Source organism: Paraburkholderia phenoliruptrix (genome assembly GCF_047325075.1).
GTDB lineage: Bacteria > Pseudomonadota > Gammaproteobacteria > Burkholderiales > Burkholderiaceae > Paraburkholderia > Paraburkholderia phenoliruptrix.
Map to the genome: position 1 here is coordinate 735,189 of NZ_CP168531.1, position 13,556 is coordinate 748,744.

13 protein-coding genes are annotated in these 13,556 nt (G+C 64.8%); 9 read left to right on the top strand and 4 right to left on the bottom strand.

The features are described 5' to 3' along the window. Positions 1–5 precede the first annotated feature (5 nt). Positions 6–362, bottom strand: coding sequence for a lipoprotein (locus ACEN8U_RS15370; protein ID WP_013589817.1), 357 nt, complete (start codon positions 360–362; stop codon positions 6–8). A 35-nt stretch (positions 363–397) separates the two neighbouring features. Here ACEN8U_RS15370 and cyaY point away from each other — a divergent pair, with 35 nt between their 5' ends. Continuing rightward, a complete protein-coding gene (cyaY, locus tag ACEN8U_RS15375; RefSeq protein ID WP_015003908.1) occupies positions 398–715 on the top strand; it encodes an iron donor protein CyaY in 318 nt (105 codons plus the stop codon). A 94-nt stretch (positions 716–809) separates the two neighbouring features. Here the strand turns inward: cyaY and ACEN8U_RS15380 are convergent, their stop codons facing one another. Further along, on the bottom strand, positions 810–3,203 hold the full coding sequence (locus ACEN8U_RS15380; protein WP_015003907.1) for a penicillin-binding protein 1A: 2,394 nt from the start codon (positions 3,201–3,203) through the stop codon (positions 810–812). A gap of 254 nt (positions 3,204–3,457) precedes the next feature. Between ACEN8U_RS15380 and pilM the strand changes: the two genes are divergently transcribed. From pilM to ACEN8U_RS15415, 7 genes are all read left to right on the top strand, one after another. Further along, entirely contained in the window at positions 3,458–4,450 is a 993-nt protein-coding gene (gene pilM, locus ACEN8U_RS15385) for a type IV pilus biogenesis protein PilM (RefSeq protein WP_310110860.1), read from the top strand. Further along, positions 4,447–5,187, top strand: a complete 741-nt coding sequence (locus ACEN8U_RS15390; protein ID WP_015003905.1) for a hypothetical protein — start codon at positions 4,447–4,449, stop codon at positions 5,185–5,187. Before pilM ends, ACEN8U_RS15390 begins: the two co-directional genes overlap by 4 nt. After that, the gene (locus ACEN8U_RS15395) at positions 5,184–6,119 is read left to right on the top strand and encodes a hypothetical protein (RefSeq protein WP_015003904.1); all 936 of its coding nucleotides are present in this window, start codon (positions 5,184–5,186) and stop codon (positions 6,117–6,119) included. The genes ACEN8U_RS15390 and ACEN8U_RS15395 overlap by 4 nt, the downstream gene beginning before the upstream one ends. Continuing rightward, the gene (locus ACEN8U_RS15400; RefSeq protein ID WP_310110858.1) at positions 6,119–7,849 is read left to right on the top strand and encodes a type IV pilus secretin PilQ; all 1,731 of its coding nucleotides are present in this window, start codon (positions 6,119–6,121) and stop codon (positions 7,847–7,849) included. The genes ACEN8U_RS15395 and ACEN8U_RS15400 overlap by 1 nt, the downstream gene beginning before the upstream one ends. A gap of 106 nt (positions 7,850–7,955) precedes the next feature. Further along, complete coding sequence (gene aroK, locus ACEN8U_RS15405) at positions 7,956–8,507, top strand: shikimate kinase AroK (protein ID WP_041745817.1); 552 nt, start codon at positions 7,956–7,958, stop codon at positions 8,505–8,507. Next, positions 8,507–9,592: a 3-dehydroquinate synthase gene (aroB, locus tag ACEN8U_RS15410; protein WP_175126370.1), complete on the top strand. Its 1,086-nt coding sequence runs from the start codon at positions 8,507–8,509 to the stop codon at positions 9,590–9,592. Before aroK ends, aroB begins: the two co-directional genes overlap by 1 nt. A gap of 69 nt (positions 9,593–9,661) precedes the next feature. Further along, positions 9,662–10,867 carry a deoxyguanosinetriphosphate triphosphohydrolase gene (locus tag ACEN8U_RS15415; protein ID WP_015003900.1) on the top strand — a complete coding sequence of 402 codons (1,206 nt, stop codon included), beginning with the start codon at positions 9,662–9,664 and terminating at the stop codon, positions 10,865–10,867. 95 nt (positions 10,868–10,962) lie between these two features. Here the strand turns inward: ACEN8U_RS15415 and ACEN8U_RS15420 are convergent, their stop codons facing one another. Both ACEN8U_RS15420 and ACEN8U_RS15425 read right to left on the bottom strand, forming a co-directional pair. Beyond that, positions 10,963–11,343, bottom strand: a complete 381-nt coding sequence (locus ACEN8U_RS15420) for a DUF883 family protein (RefSeq protein ID WP_013589807.1) — start codon at positions 11,341–11,343, stop codon at positions 10,963–10,965. 351 nt (positions 11,344–11,694) lie between these two features. Beyond that, entirely contained in the window at positions 11,695–12,420 is a 726-nt protein-coding gene (locus ACEN8U_RS15425) for an OmpW/AlkL family protein (RefSeq protein ID WP_013589806.1), read from the bottom strand. A gap of 187 nt (positions 12,421–12,607) precedes the next feature. Here ACEN8U_RS15425 and ACEN8U_RS15430 point away from each other — a divergent pair, with 187 nt between their 5' ends. Then, positions 12,608–13,315 (top strand): transposase, encoded by a 708-nt coding sequence (locus ACEN8U_RS15430; protein WP_015003898.1) that lies wholly within the window; start codon positions 12,608–12,610, stop codon positions 13,313–13,315. Positions 13,316–13,556: the final 241 nt, after the last annotated feature.

Consider the following 13,556-nt stretch of genomic DNA (forward strand, 5'->3'; position numbering starts at 1 on the left):
AGTTCTTATTGAGCGGGAGTGGCGGCGGGGGCGGGCTTCGAGGCAGTTCCGGCGGAAGCGGCAGAAGCCGCCGATGCCGATAGTTCGTCTGCCGGCGCGAGAGAAAGCGGCGTGCCGGACGTATCGGGAATGGAGTCCGCGTCGGATGCAGTTTCGGCGCCAGGCTTCACTTCATCCGGCGACGGCGGCTGCGTGCGGTCGATCGGCTTGGCCGGCAAGGGCGGTACGGTGGGCAAATAGAGCGAACCGCGTTGCCCGCACCCGGCGAGCGAACCGCCGAGCGCGCAACCTGCGAGAATGGCTAAACCCGCTACAATCGCGCGGCCGGGCGCCGCCGCGCGCATCCGAGATACGACTCGCATGACTGTCCCTGAATGAATAATCGATGGAGTTTAGCATGTCCGATAGTGATTACCTGACCCGCGCCGAGGCCGCGCTAGCCGCCATCGAACGGGCGCTGGACGACGCCGAAGCCGACATCGAACTCGAGCGCAGCGGCAACGTGCTGACCCTCGAATTCGCGAACCGCTCGAAGATCATCGTCAATCTGCAACCGCCCATGAGCGAGATCTGGATTGCTGCCAAAGCCGGCGGTTTTCACTACCGTTTCGTCGACGGCGAGTGGCGCGACACCCGCAGCGGCAAGGAATTTTTCGCGGCGCTTTCTGAATACGCGACGCAACAGGCCGGCGAGCCGGTGCACTTCGAGGCCTGAGCACGGCAACGCGCGCCTGCGCGCAAGTGTCAAAAAAAGCCGCCGCGCATGATCTGCGCGGCGGCTTTTTATTTGCTGCAGGCAACCCGCCCGCTCAGTGCCCGCGGAACAGATTCATGATGTCCTGTTTCTCCTGCTCGCCCACCTGCCCGGGCGCGGCGGACGCTGCGCTAGCCTCGTCCAGTGTCGCCTGACTGACGCCGACCGTCGCGACAAAACCGTGACCCGGCGTGAATTCGTCGAAATACAGTTCTGAGCCGAGTTCGACCACGCCGTCGGGCATCGGCATCTTGTAGTCCGGCACGCCCTTGAGCGCGCGTGCCATGTACTCGATCCATACGGGCAGCGCGAGCCCGCCGCCGGTTTCCTTGTCGCCGAGACTGCGCGGGTTGTCATAGCCGATCCAGGCAATGGCGGTCAGCGTGTGCTGGTAGCCGGCGAACCAGGCGTCGCGCGAATCGTTCGTCGTGCCGGTCTTGCCGCCCAGGTCCGTGCGCTTGAGCACGTTGGACTTGGCGCCCGTGCCGCGCTGTGCGACGCTCTGCAGCAGGCTGTTCATGACGTACGCGTTGCGCGGCTCGATGGCGTGCGGCGCGCTTTGCTCGGCGACGAGCGGCTGCGCGTGCGCGACGACGACACCGCGCGGATCGGTGACTTCCGCGATCAGGTACGGATTGATCCGATAGCCGCCGTTCGCGAACACCGAAAATGCGCCCGCCATTTGCAGCGGCGTGACGAGACCGGCGCCGAGCGCCATCGGCAGATAGGCGGGATGCCGGTCCGCGTCAAAACCGAAGCGCGTGATGTACTGCTGCGCGTACTTGGTGCCGATGTGATTGAGGATGCGAATCGACACCAGATTCTTCGACTTCTGCAACGCAGTGCGCATGGTCATGGGGCCGTCGAAACCGCCGCCGTAATTCTTCGGCTCCCACGCCTGGCCGCCCGTCTCGGCGGCGCTGAAAAAGAGCGGCGCGTCGTTGATGACGGTGGCCGGCCCGAGACCCTTTTCGAGCGAAGCCGAATAGATAAACGGCTTGAAACTCGAGCCCGGCTGACGCCACGCCTGCGTGACGTGATTGAACTTGTTCTTGTTGAAATCGAATCCGCCGACGAGCGCGCGAATCGCGCCGTCCTGCGGCACGACGGAAACGAATGCACCTTCCACTTGCGGCAATTGCGTGATGGCCCACTCGCCCTCGTCGTTCTTGACGAGACGAATGATCGCGCCCGGCCGCAGGCGCTGATTCGGCTGTGCGCGTGCGCTGAGCGCCGACTGCGCGAAACGCAGGCCGTCGCCCTGAATGGTCGCCACATTGCCGTCGATAAACGTGGCCTGCACCTGCTTCGGGCTCGCGGCGGTCACGACCGCCGCGATGATCTCGCCGTTATCCGGGTGTTCGAGCAGCGCGTCGTCGATGGCCTGCTCACGGTCGTCCGCGTCGGACGGCAAGTCGATGAACGCTTCGGGGCCGCGATAACCGTGGCGCCGCTCATAGTCCATCAAACCTTTGCGCAGCGCGCGATAGGCAACGTCCTGATCGGCGGAGTCGATCGTCGTCACGACATTCAGCCCGCGCGTGTAGGCTTCCTCGCGGTACTGCGCGTACATCATCTGCCGCACCATTTCCGCGACATATTCCGCATGCACGCTGAATTCCTTGCCGGCGCCCTTCACGACGAGCGGCTGACGGCTGGCTTCGTCGTATTGCTGCTGGTTGATGTAATGCAGCTCGTACATGCGCTGCAGGATGTACTCCTGACGCACCTTCGCGCGCTTCGGATTCACCACCGGGTTGTAGGCCGAAGGCGCCTTCGGCAAACCGGCCAGCATTGCGGACTCGGCGAGCGTCAGGTCCTTCATGTCCTTGCCGAAATACACGCGCGCCGCGCTCGCGAAACCATACGCGCGCTGGCCGAGATAGATCTGATTCATATAGACCTCGAGAATCTGATCTTTCGAGAGCTTCGACTCGATCTTGTAGGCGAGCAGCATCTCGTAGATTTTGCGCGTATAGGTTTTCTCGCTCGATAGAAAGAAGTTGCGCGCCACCTGCATCGTGATCGTGCTCGCGCCTTGCGTTGCATGGCCATTGGTCAGCGCGACGAACCCCGCACGCGCGATGCCCGTCAGGTCCACACCGCCGTGGTCGTAAAAGCGCGCGTCCTCGATGGCGAGCACCGCTTTTTTGAGGCTGTCGGGCACGTCCTGAATGCGCACGATATCGCGCCGTTCTTCACCGAATTCGCCGATCAGCACGTGGTCGGCCGTGTAGATGCGCAGCGGCACTTTCGGCCGGTAGTCGGTGAGTGCATCGAGCGAGGGCAGGTTGGGTGTGGCGACCACGAGCGCGTAACCGAGCACCAGCAGCACGCACACCACGCCTGCAACGATCAGCCCGAAAAAACCAAGAATGAGCTTGAGCCACAACGGGCGTTTGCGCTTCTGCGGCGCGGGCGGCGGAGAGGTGGGAGACGTGGATTGCATATAGGCACCAAAAAACAGTCCCGCGATTATAGCCGTCCCGCATTTCAGCTTTCGGCGTGCTTACTGACAGTTCTTGACAAGTCTCTTCACTGCGTTGAACGAGGCTTCACTGTAGCCGCTTTGGTCATTGCCGGCGCGTGGGTTCGGTCACGTTAGCCGTTTGGCTGAGTGTCGCTCAGACGCGTCCATCCGCACAATTCTTCCTCGCTGCTCGCGTTCGAATGGTTCGCCGCGCGAGTCTCAGGGAGGGTGTGATGACGATAAGAAGTTCATGGCTGCAAGCCGTGCAGGCAGGTATGCAGCGTTTCGCTGCCGGTATCGACGTGAGTGCGCAGGAGGTGCGGCTCGTCGTGGTGAGTCAGCGTGCGCGCGCAGGCGCTTCCCTGCAGATCGAATATATGCGCACGGTGCCGTTGCCGGCGAATGCAATGGCCGGCGTTGAAATCGCTGACCGTCAGGCGGTCGCCCGCGCCTTGCGCGATGCATTTGCCGATTTGCCTCATGCGTGCGCGACCTCCGCGTTGCGATGCGCGATGGCGGTGCCCGCGTCCGCGACGCTGACGACCACCGTGCCGCTCGCGCGGCTCGCGGCGCAAAGCGGTTGCGCGGAAGACGGCGGCCATGAACTCGCCGAGCTCGAACCGGCGGTCATGGGCGAAGTGGAGCGCATTGCGGGGCTCGAGCGACACGCGCTCGCCGTCGACTGGTTCGTGGATGAGCGGCCGTCGCCGGTTCGTTCGGTGACGATTGCCGCGACGGGGCGTCAGCACCTCGAGGCGCGCATCGAATGCGCGGCGGCAGCGGGCATTTCGCTTACCACAATCGACGGCGAGCCGCATGCCGCGCTGCGCGCCATGCGCTACGCGGCGAGTCGCGAACTCGATCCGCACGAACCGTACGTCGCGCTGTGGATCGGCGCGGACGGCGTGCAAGGCTGGCGTCTCGTCGACGACAGCATCGCTGCCGAAATGCGGTACCCGGCGCCCGAGCATGCCGATCTCGCCGACGCACTGCGCGACCTCGTGCATGGCCCCGCGTTCGACTGCGCGTTCGTGAGCGGCGAGCTGGAGCTGCTGGAGGGCGTCGGCTTTTCCATGGCGGATATCGCCGAGGTGCTTGGCTGCACTGCCTTGCCGTTCGAATGCGCCGCGCTTGGCGGCGTCGCGCGCCAGGTGAGCGATCCGTTGCTGCATGAACCCGCCGGCGCCGTCGCCTTCGGACTGGCGTTGCGCGGGGTGCTCGAATGAGCGCGGCCGTTTTCGATTCAGTGCCGTTGAGCGCGGCGGCGCATTTGCATGTCGCGCGAGACATGCGGCGGCTCGGCGCCGTCCGTTCTTTCGTGCCGAAACTCGGCGGCTTCAACCTACTGCCGCACAGGCAACGCAAGGCGCGGCTCGGGCGCAGGCGCTGTCTGCTGACTTGGGCTGCCGCAGCGCTGACCGGCTGCGCAGCCGTGGGCGCGCTGGCCGGCTACCAGGCGTTCGACAAAGCGCGGCTCGACGCGCAGCGCGAGTCGAACGAGCAGGCGCTCGCGCAACTCGCGGCGCCGCTGGCAGCGCACGCGAACCTGCTGCGGGCGCGCGACCGGCAACGCGATGAAGCCGCGCGCGCCAAACGTCTCGCCGAGCCGCTCACGTATCTGCGCGATCTGCTCGACGCGCTGAGCTTTGAACCAGGCGACGGCGTGCTGCTGCAACAGCTCCGCCAGCGCGAGCATGAGACCGAACTCGTGGCGACGTCGCGAGCGCATCTCGATTCCGCGCAATGGCTGAAGCGTCTCGGTGCGATTCACGGCGTGACGGGCGCGGAGATGAGCGAGTCGCATCACGCGCCGCCAAAGGCGAATTCCGCTGCGGGCAGCGCGGGCGCAATCGAGTTCGGCGCGCGCCTGCACTGGGCGGGCGCGACAAAAAATCCGGCGACGAAGGCGGCCCTGGCGGCATCGCCGAAAGCGGGCGTGGATCACACAGGAGGTTTGAAATGAGTACGACGATTGCCGGATTCGGCGGCGCGGTGCAGGCGGGCCCAGTGCTCGCGCATTGGCTGAAATGCGCGCGCGCGCCGCTTCATACGTGGAGCACGCGTCGCCGGTGGGCGGTTGCCTTGCTGATTGGGCTCGCGGTGTTTGTCCTTGGCGCGCACGGCTGGGTCGTGGCGGACCTCGGTCGCGTCGAGGCGAGCCGTGCGGCGCTGCTCGCGAGCACGCAACGTCTCGCGGATGGGAAGCGTGCGCTCGCGCAGTTGCCGTCGTTGCGCCGCGAAGCGGGTGCCGCGCGCGGCGGCGTGGCAGCGATTCCACCTGTGCCCGCACAGTGGACGTCGGCGGACGACGTGCGCGTCGTCTCCGAACTGGCCGCGCAAAACGGCGTGCTGCTGCTCGCGGTCGAGCCGGGCGCTGAGAGCGGGGCGGGCGCTCAAAGTGAGCGGCCGCTGCAGCTTACGGCGCGCACCGATTTCATCCACCTCATGTCGTTTCTGCGTGGACTCACGGAGTTGCCGGTGCTGATGGTTCCCGTGGACGTCACAATCAAGCGGGACAGCGCATCGCTCTCGGTGAGCGCGGCACTGCGCGTGTACAGCGGCTTGCATCCGGCGCCTGTGAGCCTCTCCGCACAGCAGCTTGCCGACGCCAGTCTTGATTCGGACGACGAAGAAGATGTCGTGTTCTTCGATCCGTTCTCGCCCGCCCAGATGCAGGCCGCGGCGGATTCGCCCGGAGCCGCTCAACTGCATCTGCTCGGCTTGCTGCATGATCGGGCGCGCGGTCTCGCGCTAGTCGATACACCGGACGGCGCGACCACCGTCGAGTCCGGTCAGCAGATCGGCGACGAGCGCTTTACGCACTTTGACGCGTCGGGCATCACGCTCGCCAAAGGCGATGCAACGCGTACGCTGGCGCTCGCGGAGGCGTCCTGATGAGCACAACGAAGCTGTTACGCGTGCGAGCGCGCTCCGCTGATCGCGTCGTGGTGGGTGGCAGCGTTCGCAGGTGCGTTGGCATTGGGCTGTCGGTGAGCCTGTACTTGAGCATCTCGGCGAGCGTGGCACTGAGTGTCGGCGCTGCGCAGGCCGCGATTCCATCGCTGCCGCCGTTGCCGGCCGCCATGCCGCTCGACGATGCGCTGGCGTCGTCCGAGGGGACATACAATGCGCCGCCTTTGCCGCGCGATGCGGTCGCCGAGACGCCGAACCCGTTCCGCGACGATTCATCGGACGAGCCGAAAGCGTCGCGCGCGGCGGTGCCCGCAAGCCGCAGCAGCACGGACGACGCAATCGACCCGGCCGACGGTTCCACGCCTCTCTTCCGGCAAGCGGCGCCCGCGAGCGGCGACGCCGCTGCCGCCAGCTCCACGCTGGAAGGCCCGCCCGTGCCCTTGCCGCCGCTCGCGCGTCTGAGCGGCGCACCGAAAACCGCCGCCGACGCCTCGCTCGCCGCCGATGACAAGCCGATCTCGCTCAACTTCCAGCGCGCGGAACTGGGCGCGGTGCTGAATGCGTTCGCTCAGTTCACCGGCCTGAACATCGTTGCCAGCGAAAGGGTACGCGGCTCGGTGTCGCTGCGCCTCGACAAGGTGCCGTGGCGCGTCGCATTCGACACGCTGCTCGACGTCCACGGTCTCGCGATGGAGCGTCATGGCAACGTCATATGGGTCGCCCCGATCGCGGATCTGGCGGCGCGCGAGCGGCAGCGCTACGAAGCGCACGCGCGGGCGGCGGATCTGGAGCCGCTCGCGAGCCGCACGTTCGAGCTGCACTATGCCCGAGCCGAGGACGTGCGCCGTCTGTTGACCGGCTCCGGCAACCAGCGCGTGCTGTCCAAACGCGGTGCGGTGACCGCGGACCCGCGCACCAATCTGCTGTTCGTCACCGACCTGGAAGGCCGTCTCGCGCAGATTGCCGCGCTGCTGGCTTCCGTCGACCGGCCGACGCGGCAGGTGCTGATCGAGGCGCGCATCGTCGAAGGCGAGCATGGTTTCTCGCGCAACCTGGGCGTGCGGCTTTCGATGGCGGGCACCGCCGCCGACGGCACCACGCGCGGCTTGAGCGGCGGCAAGGACGGCCTCGTCTATGATCTGTCCGCCCGGCCGATCGCCGGTTTCGACGCGGCCACCGCCGGCCTCACGCTGTTCGCGGCCGGCGCCACGCGGCTTCTGAACGTGGAACTGAGCGCGCTGGAGGCCGAGGGGCGCGGCGAAGTCGTCTCCAGTCCGCGCGTGGTCACCGCGGACCGGATGAAGGCCGTGGTCGAGCAGGGCACCGAACTGCCGTATCAGGCGAAAGTCGGGCAGGGTGTGTCGGGCGTGCAGTTCCGGCGCGCCACGCTGAAACTGGAGGTCGAGCCGCAGATCATGCCGGACGGACGCGTCGTGCTGGACCTGGATGTGGCGAAGGACAGCGTCGGCGAACAGACCGACGCCGGGCCCGCGATCAACACCAAGCACGTGCAGACGCGCGTCGAGGTGGAAGATGGTGGTACGGTGTCGATCGGCGGAATTTACGCGACGGACGGCCGCGACGATGTGACTCGCGTGCCGGTCCTGGGCAAAATACCGGTTTTAGGCGCGCTTTTCCGCCATCGGGCTCATCGCGACCAACGCAGCGAACTGGCCGTTTTCATCACGCCGCGCGTCGTTCAGACGAATTAGGGGCACGCTCTTGCCGCCGGAAAGCGGCGGCGCGCAGGCTCGACAAGGCAGCCGCTTTGCCAGTAAGCTGCGGCACGAACCACACCGGATTAGCCAGAGGACACCGTTGCAAGCGCGGGACGCACACGCCAATGTATTTTTTGTAGGGCTCATGGGGGCGGGAAAAACCACCGTGGGCCGGGCCATTGCGCGCCGTCTCGACCGCCCGTTCTTCGATTCGGACCATGAAATCGAAGCGCGCACGGGCGCGCGCATTCCTGTGATCTTCGAGCTGGAGGGCGAGGCGGGCTTTCGCGAGCGCGAGGCGAGCGTCATTTCGGAGCTCACCGAGCGCGACAATATCGTGCTTGCCACCGGCGGCGGCGCCGTCCTCCGGCCGGAAAACCGCGCAGCGCTGCAAAGCCGCGGCGTCGTGATTTACCTGCGAGCCAATCCGCACGATCTCTGGCTGCGCACCCGGCGCGACAAGAATCGCCCGCTTCTGCAAACCGAAGACCCGAAAGCGCGCCTCGAAGCGCTTTATGAAGTACGCGATCCGCTTTACCGCGAGTGCGCGCATTTCGTGATCGAAACGGGGCGGCCTTCGGTCAACGGGCTCGTCAATATGGTGCTGATGCAGCTCGAGATGGCCGGCGTCGCCAAACATCCTGCTTCATAATGGGTCGTATGATTACCGTCAACGTCGAACTGGGCGAACGCGCCTACCCCATCCATATCGGTGCAGACCTGATCGGCCAGACGGCATTGTTTGCGCCGCACATCGCCGGCAACTCGGTCACGATTGTCACCAACACCACCGTCGACCCGCTTTACGGCGACAAGCTGCGCGCGGCGCTGGCGCCGCTCGGTAAGCACGTATCCACAGTCGTGTTGCCGGACGGCGAGGCGTACAAGAACCTCGAGACGCTGAATCTGATCTTCGACGCGCTGCTGGGATCGCGCGCCGACCGCAAGACGACGCTGATCGCGTTGGGCGGCGGCGTGATCGGCGATATGACAGGGTTCGCCGCCGCCTGCTACATGCGCGGCGTGCCGTTCATCCAGGTGCCGACCACGCTGCTTTCGCAGGTGGATTCGTCGGTGGGCGGCAAGACGGGCATCAATCATCCGCTCGGCAAGAACATGATCGGCGCGTTTTACCAGCCGCAAGCCGTGATTGCCGACATCGGCGCGTTGCGCACGCTGCCCGCGCGCGAACTGGCGGCGGGCATCGCCGAAGTCATCAAGACCGGTGCGATTGCGGACGCCGGCTTTTTCCGCTGGATCGAAGCCAACGTCGAGGCGCTGAACCGCTGCGAGCCCGCGGCGCTCGCCGAGGCCGTCAAGCGCTCGTGCGAGATCAAGGCGTCGGTGGTCGCGCAGGACGAGCGCGAAGGCGGCCTGCGCGCCATTCTCAACTTCGGCCACACGTTCGGCCATGCTATCGAAGCCGGCCTGGGTTACGGCGAGTGGCTGCATGGCGAAGCGGTGGGCTGCGGCATGGTAATGGCGGCGGATCTGTCGGTGCGCCTCGGCTATCTCGACGAAGCGTCGCGCAAGCGGCTCGTCGACGTGATCGTCGCGGCGCATTTGCCGACCCGCGCGCCCGCGCTGGGCGAATCGCGCTACGTCGAACTGATGCAGGTCGACAAGAAAGCGGAGGGCGGCGCGATCAAATTCATTCTGCTGAAGCGTTTCGGTGAGACGCTCATCACCCAGGCGCCCGACGCCGAGGTGCGCGCCACGCTGGCCGCCGCCGTCTGAGAAGGCGGACGTTCCAGCAAGGCGCCGCGCACGGCGTCGAGCGGCGCCGCCCATGTTTCGGAGAACCCGGTGACAGACAGGCGCAGCGACGATGTAAAGCAGCAACCCGCGGCAGACACGGCAGCGCTCGGCGTTCCCAGCCAGGAAGCGCTCGAAGCGCATCTCGCGCCGTATGCCGCGCATTCCGCGCAATCGCGCGGGCGCCGCTATCCGGAAACGCCGCCGAGTGCGCGCACCGAGTTTCAGCGCGACCGCGACCGCATTGTTCATTCAACGGCGTTCCGCCGGCTCGAATACAAGACGCAGGTCTTCGTGAATCACGAAGGCGACCTGTTCCGCACGCGTCTCACGCATAGCCTCGAAGTGGCGCAGATCGCGCGGTCCGTGGCGCGCAATCTGCGCGTGAACGAAGACCTCGTGGAGGCCATCTCTCTCGCGCATGATCTCGGGCACACGCCGTTCGGCCACGCGGGGCAGGACGCGCTGAACGAATGCATGCGTGAGCACGGCGGCTTCGAGCACAATCTGCAAAGCCTCGCCGTCGTCGACGATCTGGAGGAGCACTACGGCGCGTACAACGGCCTGAACCTGTGTTTCGAAACGCGCGAGGGCATTCTCAAGCATTGCTCGCGCGAGAATGCGCGGCGGCTCGGCGCGTTGGGCGAGCGCTTTCTGCAAGGGCGTCAGCCGTCTATCGAAGCGCAGATTGCGAACGTGGCCGACGAAATCGCGTACAACAATCACGATGTCGACGACGGCTTGCGCTCGGGACTGCTCACCGTCGAGCAACTCGCCGAAGTCGAGCTGTGGCAAACGCACTACGAGGCGGCGCGAAGCGATTTCCCGCAGATTGAAGGCCGCAGGCTGATTCACGAGACGGTGCGGCGCATCATCAACACGCTGATCGTCGATCTGATCGACACCACCAAGCTGAATCTCGTGCGCCATGCGCCGGATTCGCTCGAGGCTGTGCGTGCCGCGCCGGCGCTCGTCGCGCACAGCGAGCCCGTGGCGGCGCAGGCTGCCGCGCTCAAGCGCTTTCTGTTCAAGAACCTGTATCGCCATTACCGCGTGATGCGCATGGCGAACAAGGCACGCCGCGTCGTCGTCGGTCTGTTCGACGCGTTCACCGACGATCCGCGGCTTTTGCCGCCCAGCTATCAGTCGACCGATGCCGCGCTGCAACCGCGCCTCATCGCACACTACATTGCGGGCATGACGGACCGCTATGCGCTGAAGGAGTATCAGCGTCTTTTCGTGATCGACGATAACTGAGGACGAAAACTGAGCGGCCGCGCAGCCCCACTTCGCCCGATTCGGCGACATGTGCAGCGCGACCGCGACGCGCGGCGCAATCTTCAGCAGATGGTCTAGCGCACCCGCGAGGCAAACAGCGCGCCTGCAATCAACGCAACGCCGCCGACAATCGCCAGCGTCTGCCACGGATTTTCATGCACGTAGTCGTCCGCGTCGGCAAGCGCGACGTTGGCACGTTCGCGCACGGCCTCGCGGGTGTCGTTCAGACGGGCGCGCGCGCTGTCGAGCTGCTTGCGCAGCTTGCCGCGTAGCGCAACGGCGTCGGCCTGAGTGCCGTCCGCCAGGGTGGATTCCAGCTCCGACATGAGTGTGCGCAGTTCGCCTGCAATGTCTTCGGCCGCATGGCGGCTATGTCGGGCAATACGGCGTGCGCGGCGGCTCGTGCTGGTCCAGGATTCGCCGAGGGCGTCTCGCGTGTTGGGAAGTGCTGTCATGGTCGCTCCGTCGATGAGGGTGAAAAAGGCCCACGTTCACGGTTGCGTCAAACCACATCGCAACGCAGGAAGCACCAGCAGAACGCAACTTCGGTGCCACACCCGAAGGCGCGGCAGACGGTGGTGTGCGCCGGATTTCGTCAGCACATATTGCACGAAGCGCCTTGTACGCGGGTCAAATTTACAAACGCACTGTGACGCGCGGCGATTATCGGTAAAGCCGGCGTGCCGCCTCGCCGCGCGCACAAAATAAAAAACGCCGCCATTGGATGAATGACGGCGTTGTGGGAGCCAAGGAAATTCGACTACCCTAATCGCACTGCATCGTTCTATCGCGCACCGGAAAAGGTGTTAGAAGCGGTAACCGATGTTGACGTAGGTCACGATCGGGTTCAGCTTGATCTTGGTTTGCGATTGCACGTTAAGCGTACCGACCGGCGTGCTCGCCTGCGTGTTGAGCTTGGCCGTGGTGCTGAGCGGCAGATACGACACCGAGACGCCCGCAAACCAGTGCTGGTTGAACGCGTAAGTGAAGCCCGCATTAAACACAGGCTCCCACGAACTATCCGTAGTCACGCTGGTCGGACCATGCAGAACGTTTGCTTCGAATGTGCCGTTCGTGATCTTCTCGTCGGTGAACCAGATACGGCTCACGCCGATACCGAGGTACGGGCGGAAGGTGGCAGTCGGAGCGTTGAAGTAGTACTTGAACAGCAGAGTCGGGCTCCACTGTTTCGCCTGGCCGAGCTTGCCGAACCGTTCGAGGCTGCCGGTACCGTTCAGGTCGAACGAAGGCGGGTAGCCGACTACAAATTCGGCAGCGATGTGATCAGTGACGAAGTAGCCCGCTGTGATGCCGATGGTGTCGGCGGAACTGAGTGTGGCTCCGGTGTTGGCTTCTACGATATTGGTTGGGCTTCCGCCGATGCTCGTCACACGCAGCGGCTCGCTACTCGATTGAGGCGCAAGATGGAACCAGCCTGTTGAGACGAAAAAGCTACCGGCCGATTGTGCGTATGCTGCCGTTGTCATGCCGGCTAGCATCGCGGTCCCCACTACGGCCTGTTTTAATTTCATATGTGCTCCTCCAAAAAAGGCCCGCTCATTATGACCACAACGTTTGAAACTCACCATACGCGGCGATTAGAGCTTTCTCCCTAAGCCGCGCGCGCTTTCTGGCCTGGCCGCGCCGCGCCGAACCTGCGGCGCATGCGGCTTCTCGGACCTTCGGGTATGTACCAACGCGACTATCGGATACTTCAGCATGGCACGGCTTGCACGTCTTTATGTTCCTGACCAGCCGCAGCACGTCATCCTCCGCGGACTCGATCAGCAGCCTGCGTTCGTCGACGACCAGGACTATGAATTGTTCATCGACTGTCTGAAAGCAGCTTCGCGCGACCATCACTTGTCCATCCACGCGTATGCGTTGATGCCGGGCGCGGTCCAGCTGCTCGTCACTCCTACCGAGGAGTCGAGCCTGCCCAAGGCGATGCAGGCAGTCGGGCGCCGCTACGTGGCGCACTTCAACCGCCGCTACGCGCGGCGCGGCACGCTGTGGGAAGGGCGCTACCGCGCCACGGTGATCGAGGGCGAGCGGTATTTTCTGCTGGCGAGCCGCGTCGTCGAAATGTGCCCGGTGCGCATGCAGCTCGTGAGCGCGCCGGAAGACTACCGGTGGTCGAGCTACCGGCATCACATTGGTCTCACGCTCGACAGCCTCATTACCGACCATCCGCTTTACTGGTCGCTCGGCAACACGCCGTTCGAGCGCCAGCGCGCGTACCGCGAACTGTGCGAGCAGCCGCTCGACGAACGCGAGGCAAGCCAGCTTCAGCAGGCCACCTTAAAGGGTTGGGTACTCGGCAGCGACACCTATCGCGAATGGGCGGCGCGCGCCGCGAACCGGCGCGTGTCGCCGTTGCCTCGCGGGCGGCCGCGCAAGGTGCGCGAGACGCCGCAGACGCGATAAGCGATTCGAATCAAAGGTTTGTGTTTCAAACGGCATCCCGATATGCCGTTTTATTTTGCCCCACTTTGATGTGGAACCAATTAAATGAGGCCGCAATGCACCAAATTGATAATTGGGGATCGATCATCACGTTTTATTTGCTATTCCATTGATTCGTCGCGTATATTCCGAATTCCGGCGTTCTGGCAGGCTTAGCGGCCTGCGCATCCAGCGCCTCGCCGTTGCGGGTGTGCACGTGCGG

Coding starts and splice junctions, on each gene's coding strand:
- ACEN8U_RS15370 (WP_013589817.1), bottom strand. CDS start 362: ATGCGAGTCGTATCTCGGATGCGCGCGGCGGCGCCCGGCCGCGCGATT.
- cyaY (WP_015003908.1), top strand. CDS start 398: ATGTCCGATAGTGATTACCTGACCCGCGCCGAGGCCGCGCTAGCCGCC.
- ACEN8U_RS15380 (WP_015003907.1), bottom strand. CDS start 3,203: ATGCAATCCACGTCTCCCACCTCTCCGCCGCCCGCGCCGCAGAAGCGC.
- pilM (WP_310110860.1), top strand. CDS start 3,458: ATGACGATAAGAAGTTCATGGCTGCAAGCCGTGCAGGCAGGTATGCAG.
- ACEN8U_RS15390 (WP_015003905.1), top strand. CDS start 4,447: ATGAGCGCGGCCGTTTTCGATTCAGTGCCGTTGAGCGCGGCGGCGCAT.
- ACEN8U_RS15395 (WP_015003904.1), top strand. CDS start 5,184: ATGAGTACGACGATTGCCGGATTCGGCGGCGCGGTGCAGGCGGGCCCA.
- ACEN8U_RS15400 (WP_310110858.1), top strand. CDS start 6,119: ATGAGCACAACGAAGCTGTTACGCGTGCGAGCGCGCTCCGCTGATCGC.
- aroB (WP_175126370.1), top strand. CDS start 8,507: ATGGGTCGTATGATTACCGTCAACGTCGAACTGGGCGAACGCGCCTAC.
- ACEN8U_RS15420 (WP_013589807.1), bottom strand. CDS start 11,343: ATGACAGCACTTCCCAACACGCGAGACGCCCTCGGCGAATCCTGGACC.
- ACEN8U_RS15425 (WP_013589806.1), bottom strand. CDS start 12,420: ATGAAATTAAAACAGGCCGTAGTGGGGACCGCGATGCTAGCCGGCATG.
- ACEN8U_RS15430 (WP_015003898.1), top strand. CDS start 12,608: ATGGCACGGCTTGCACGTCTTTATGTTCCTGACCAGCCGCAGCACGTC.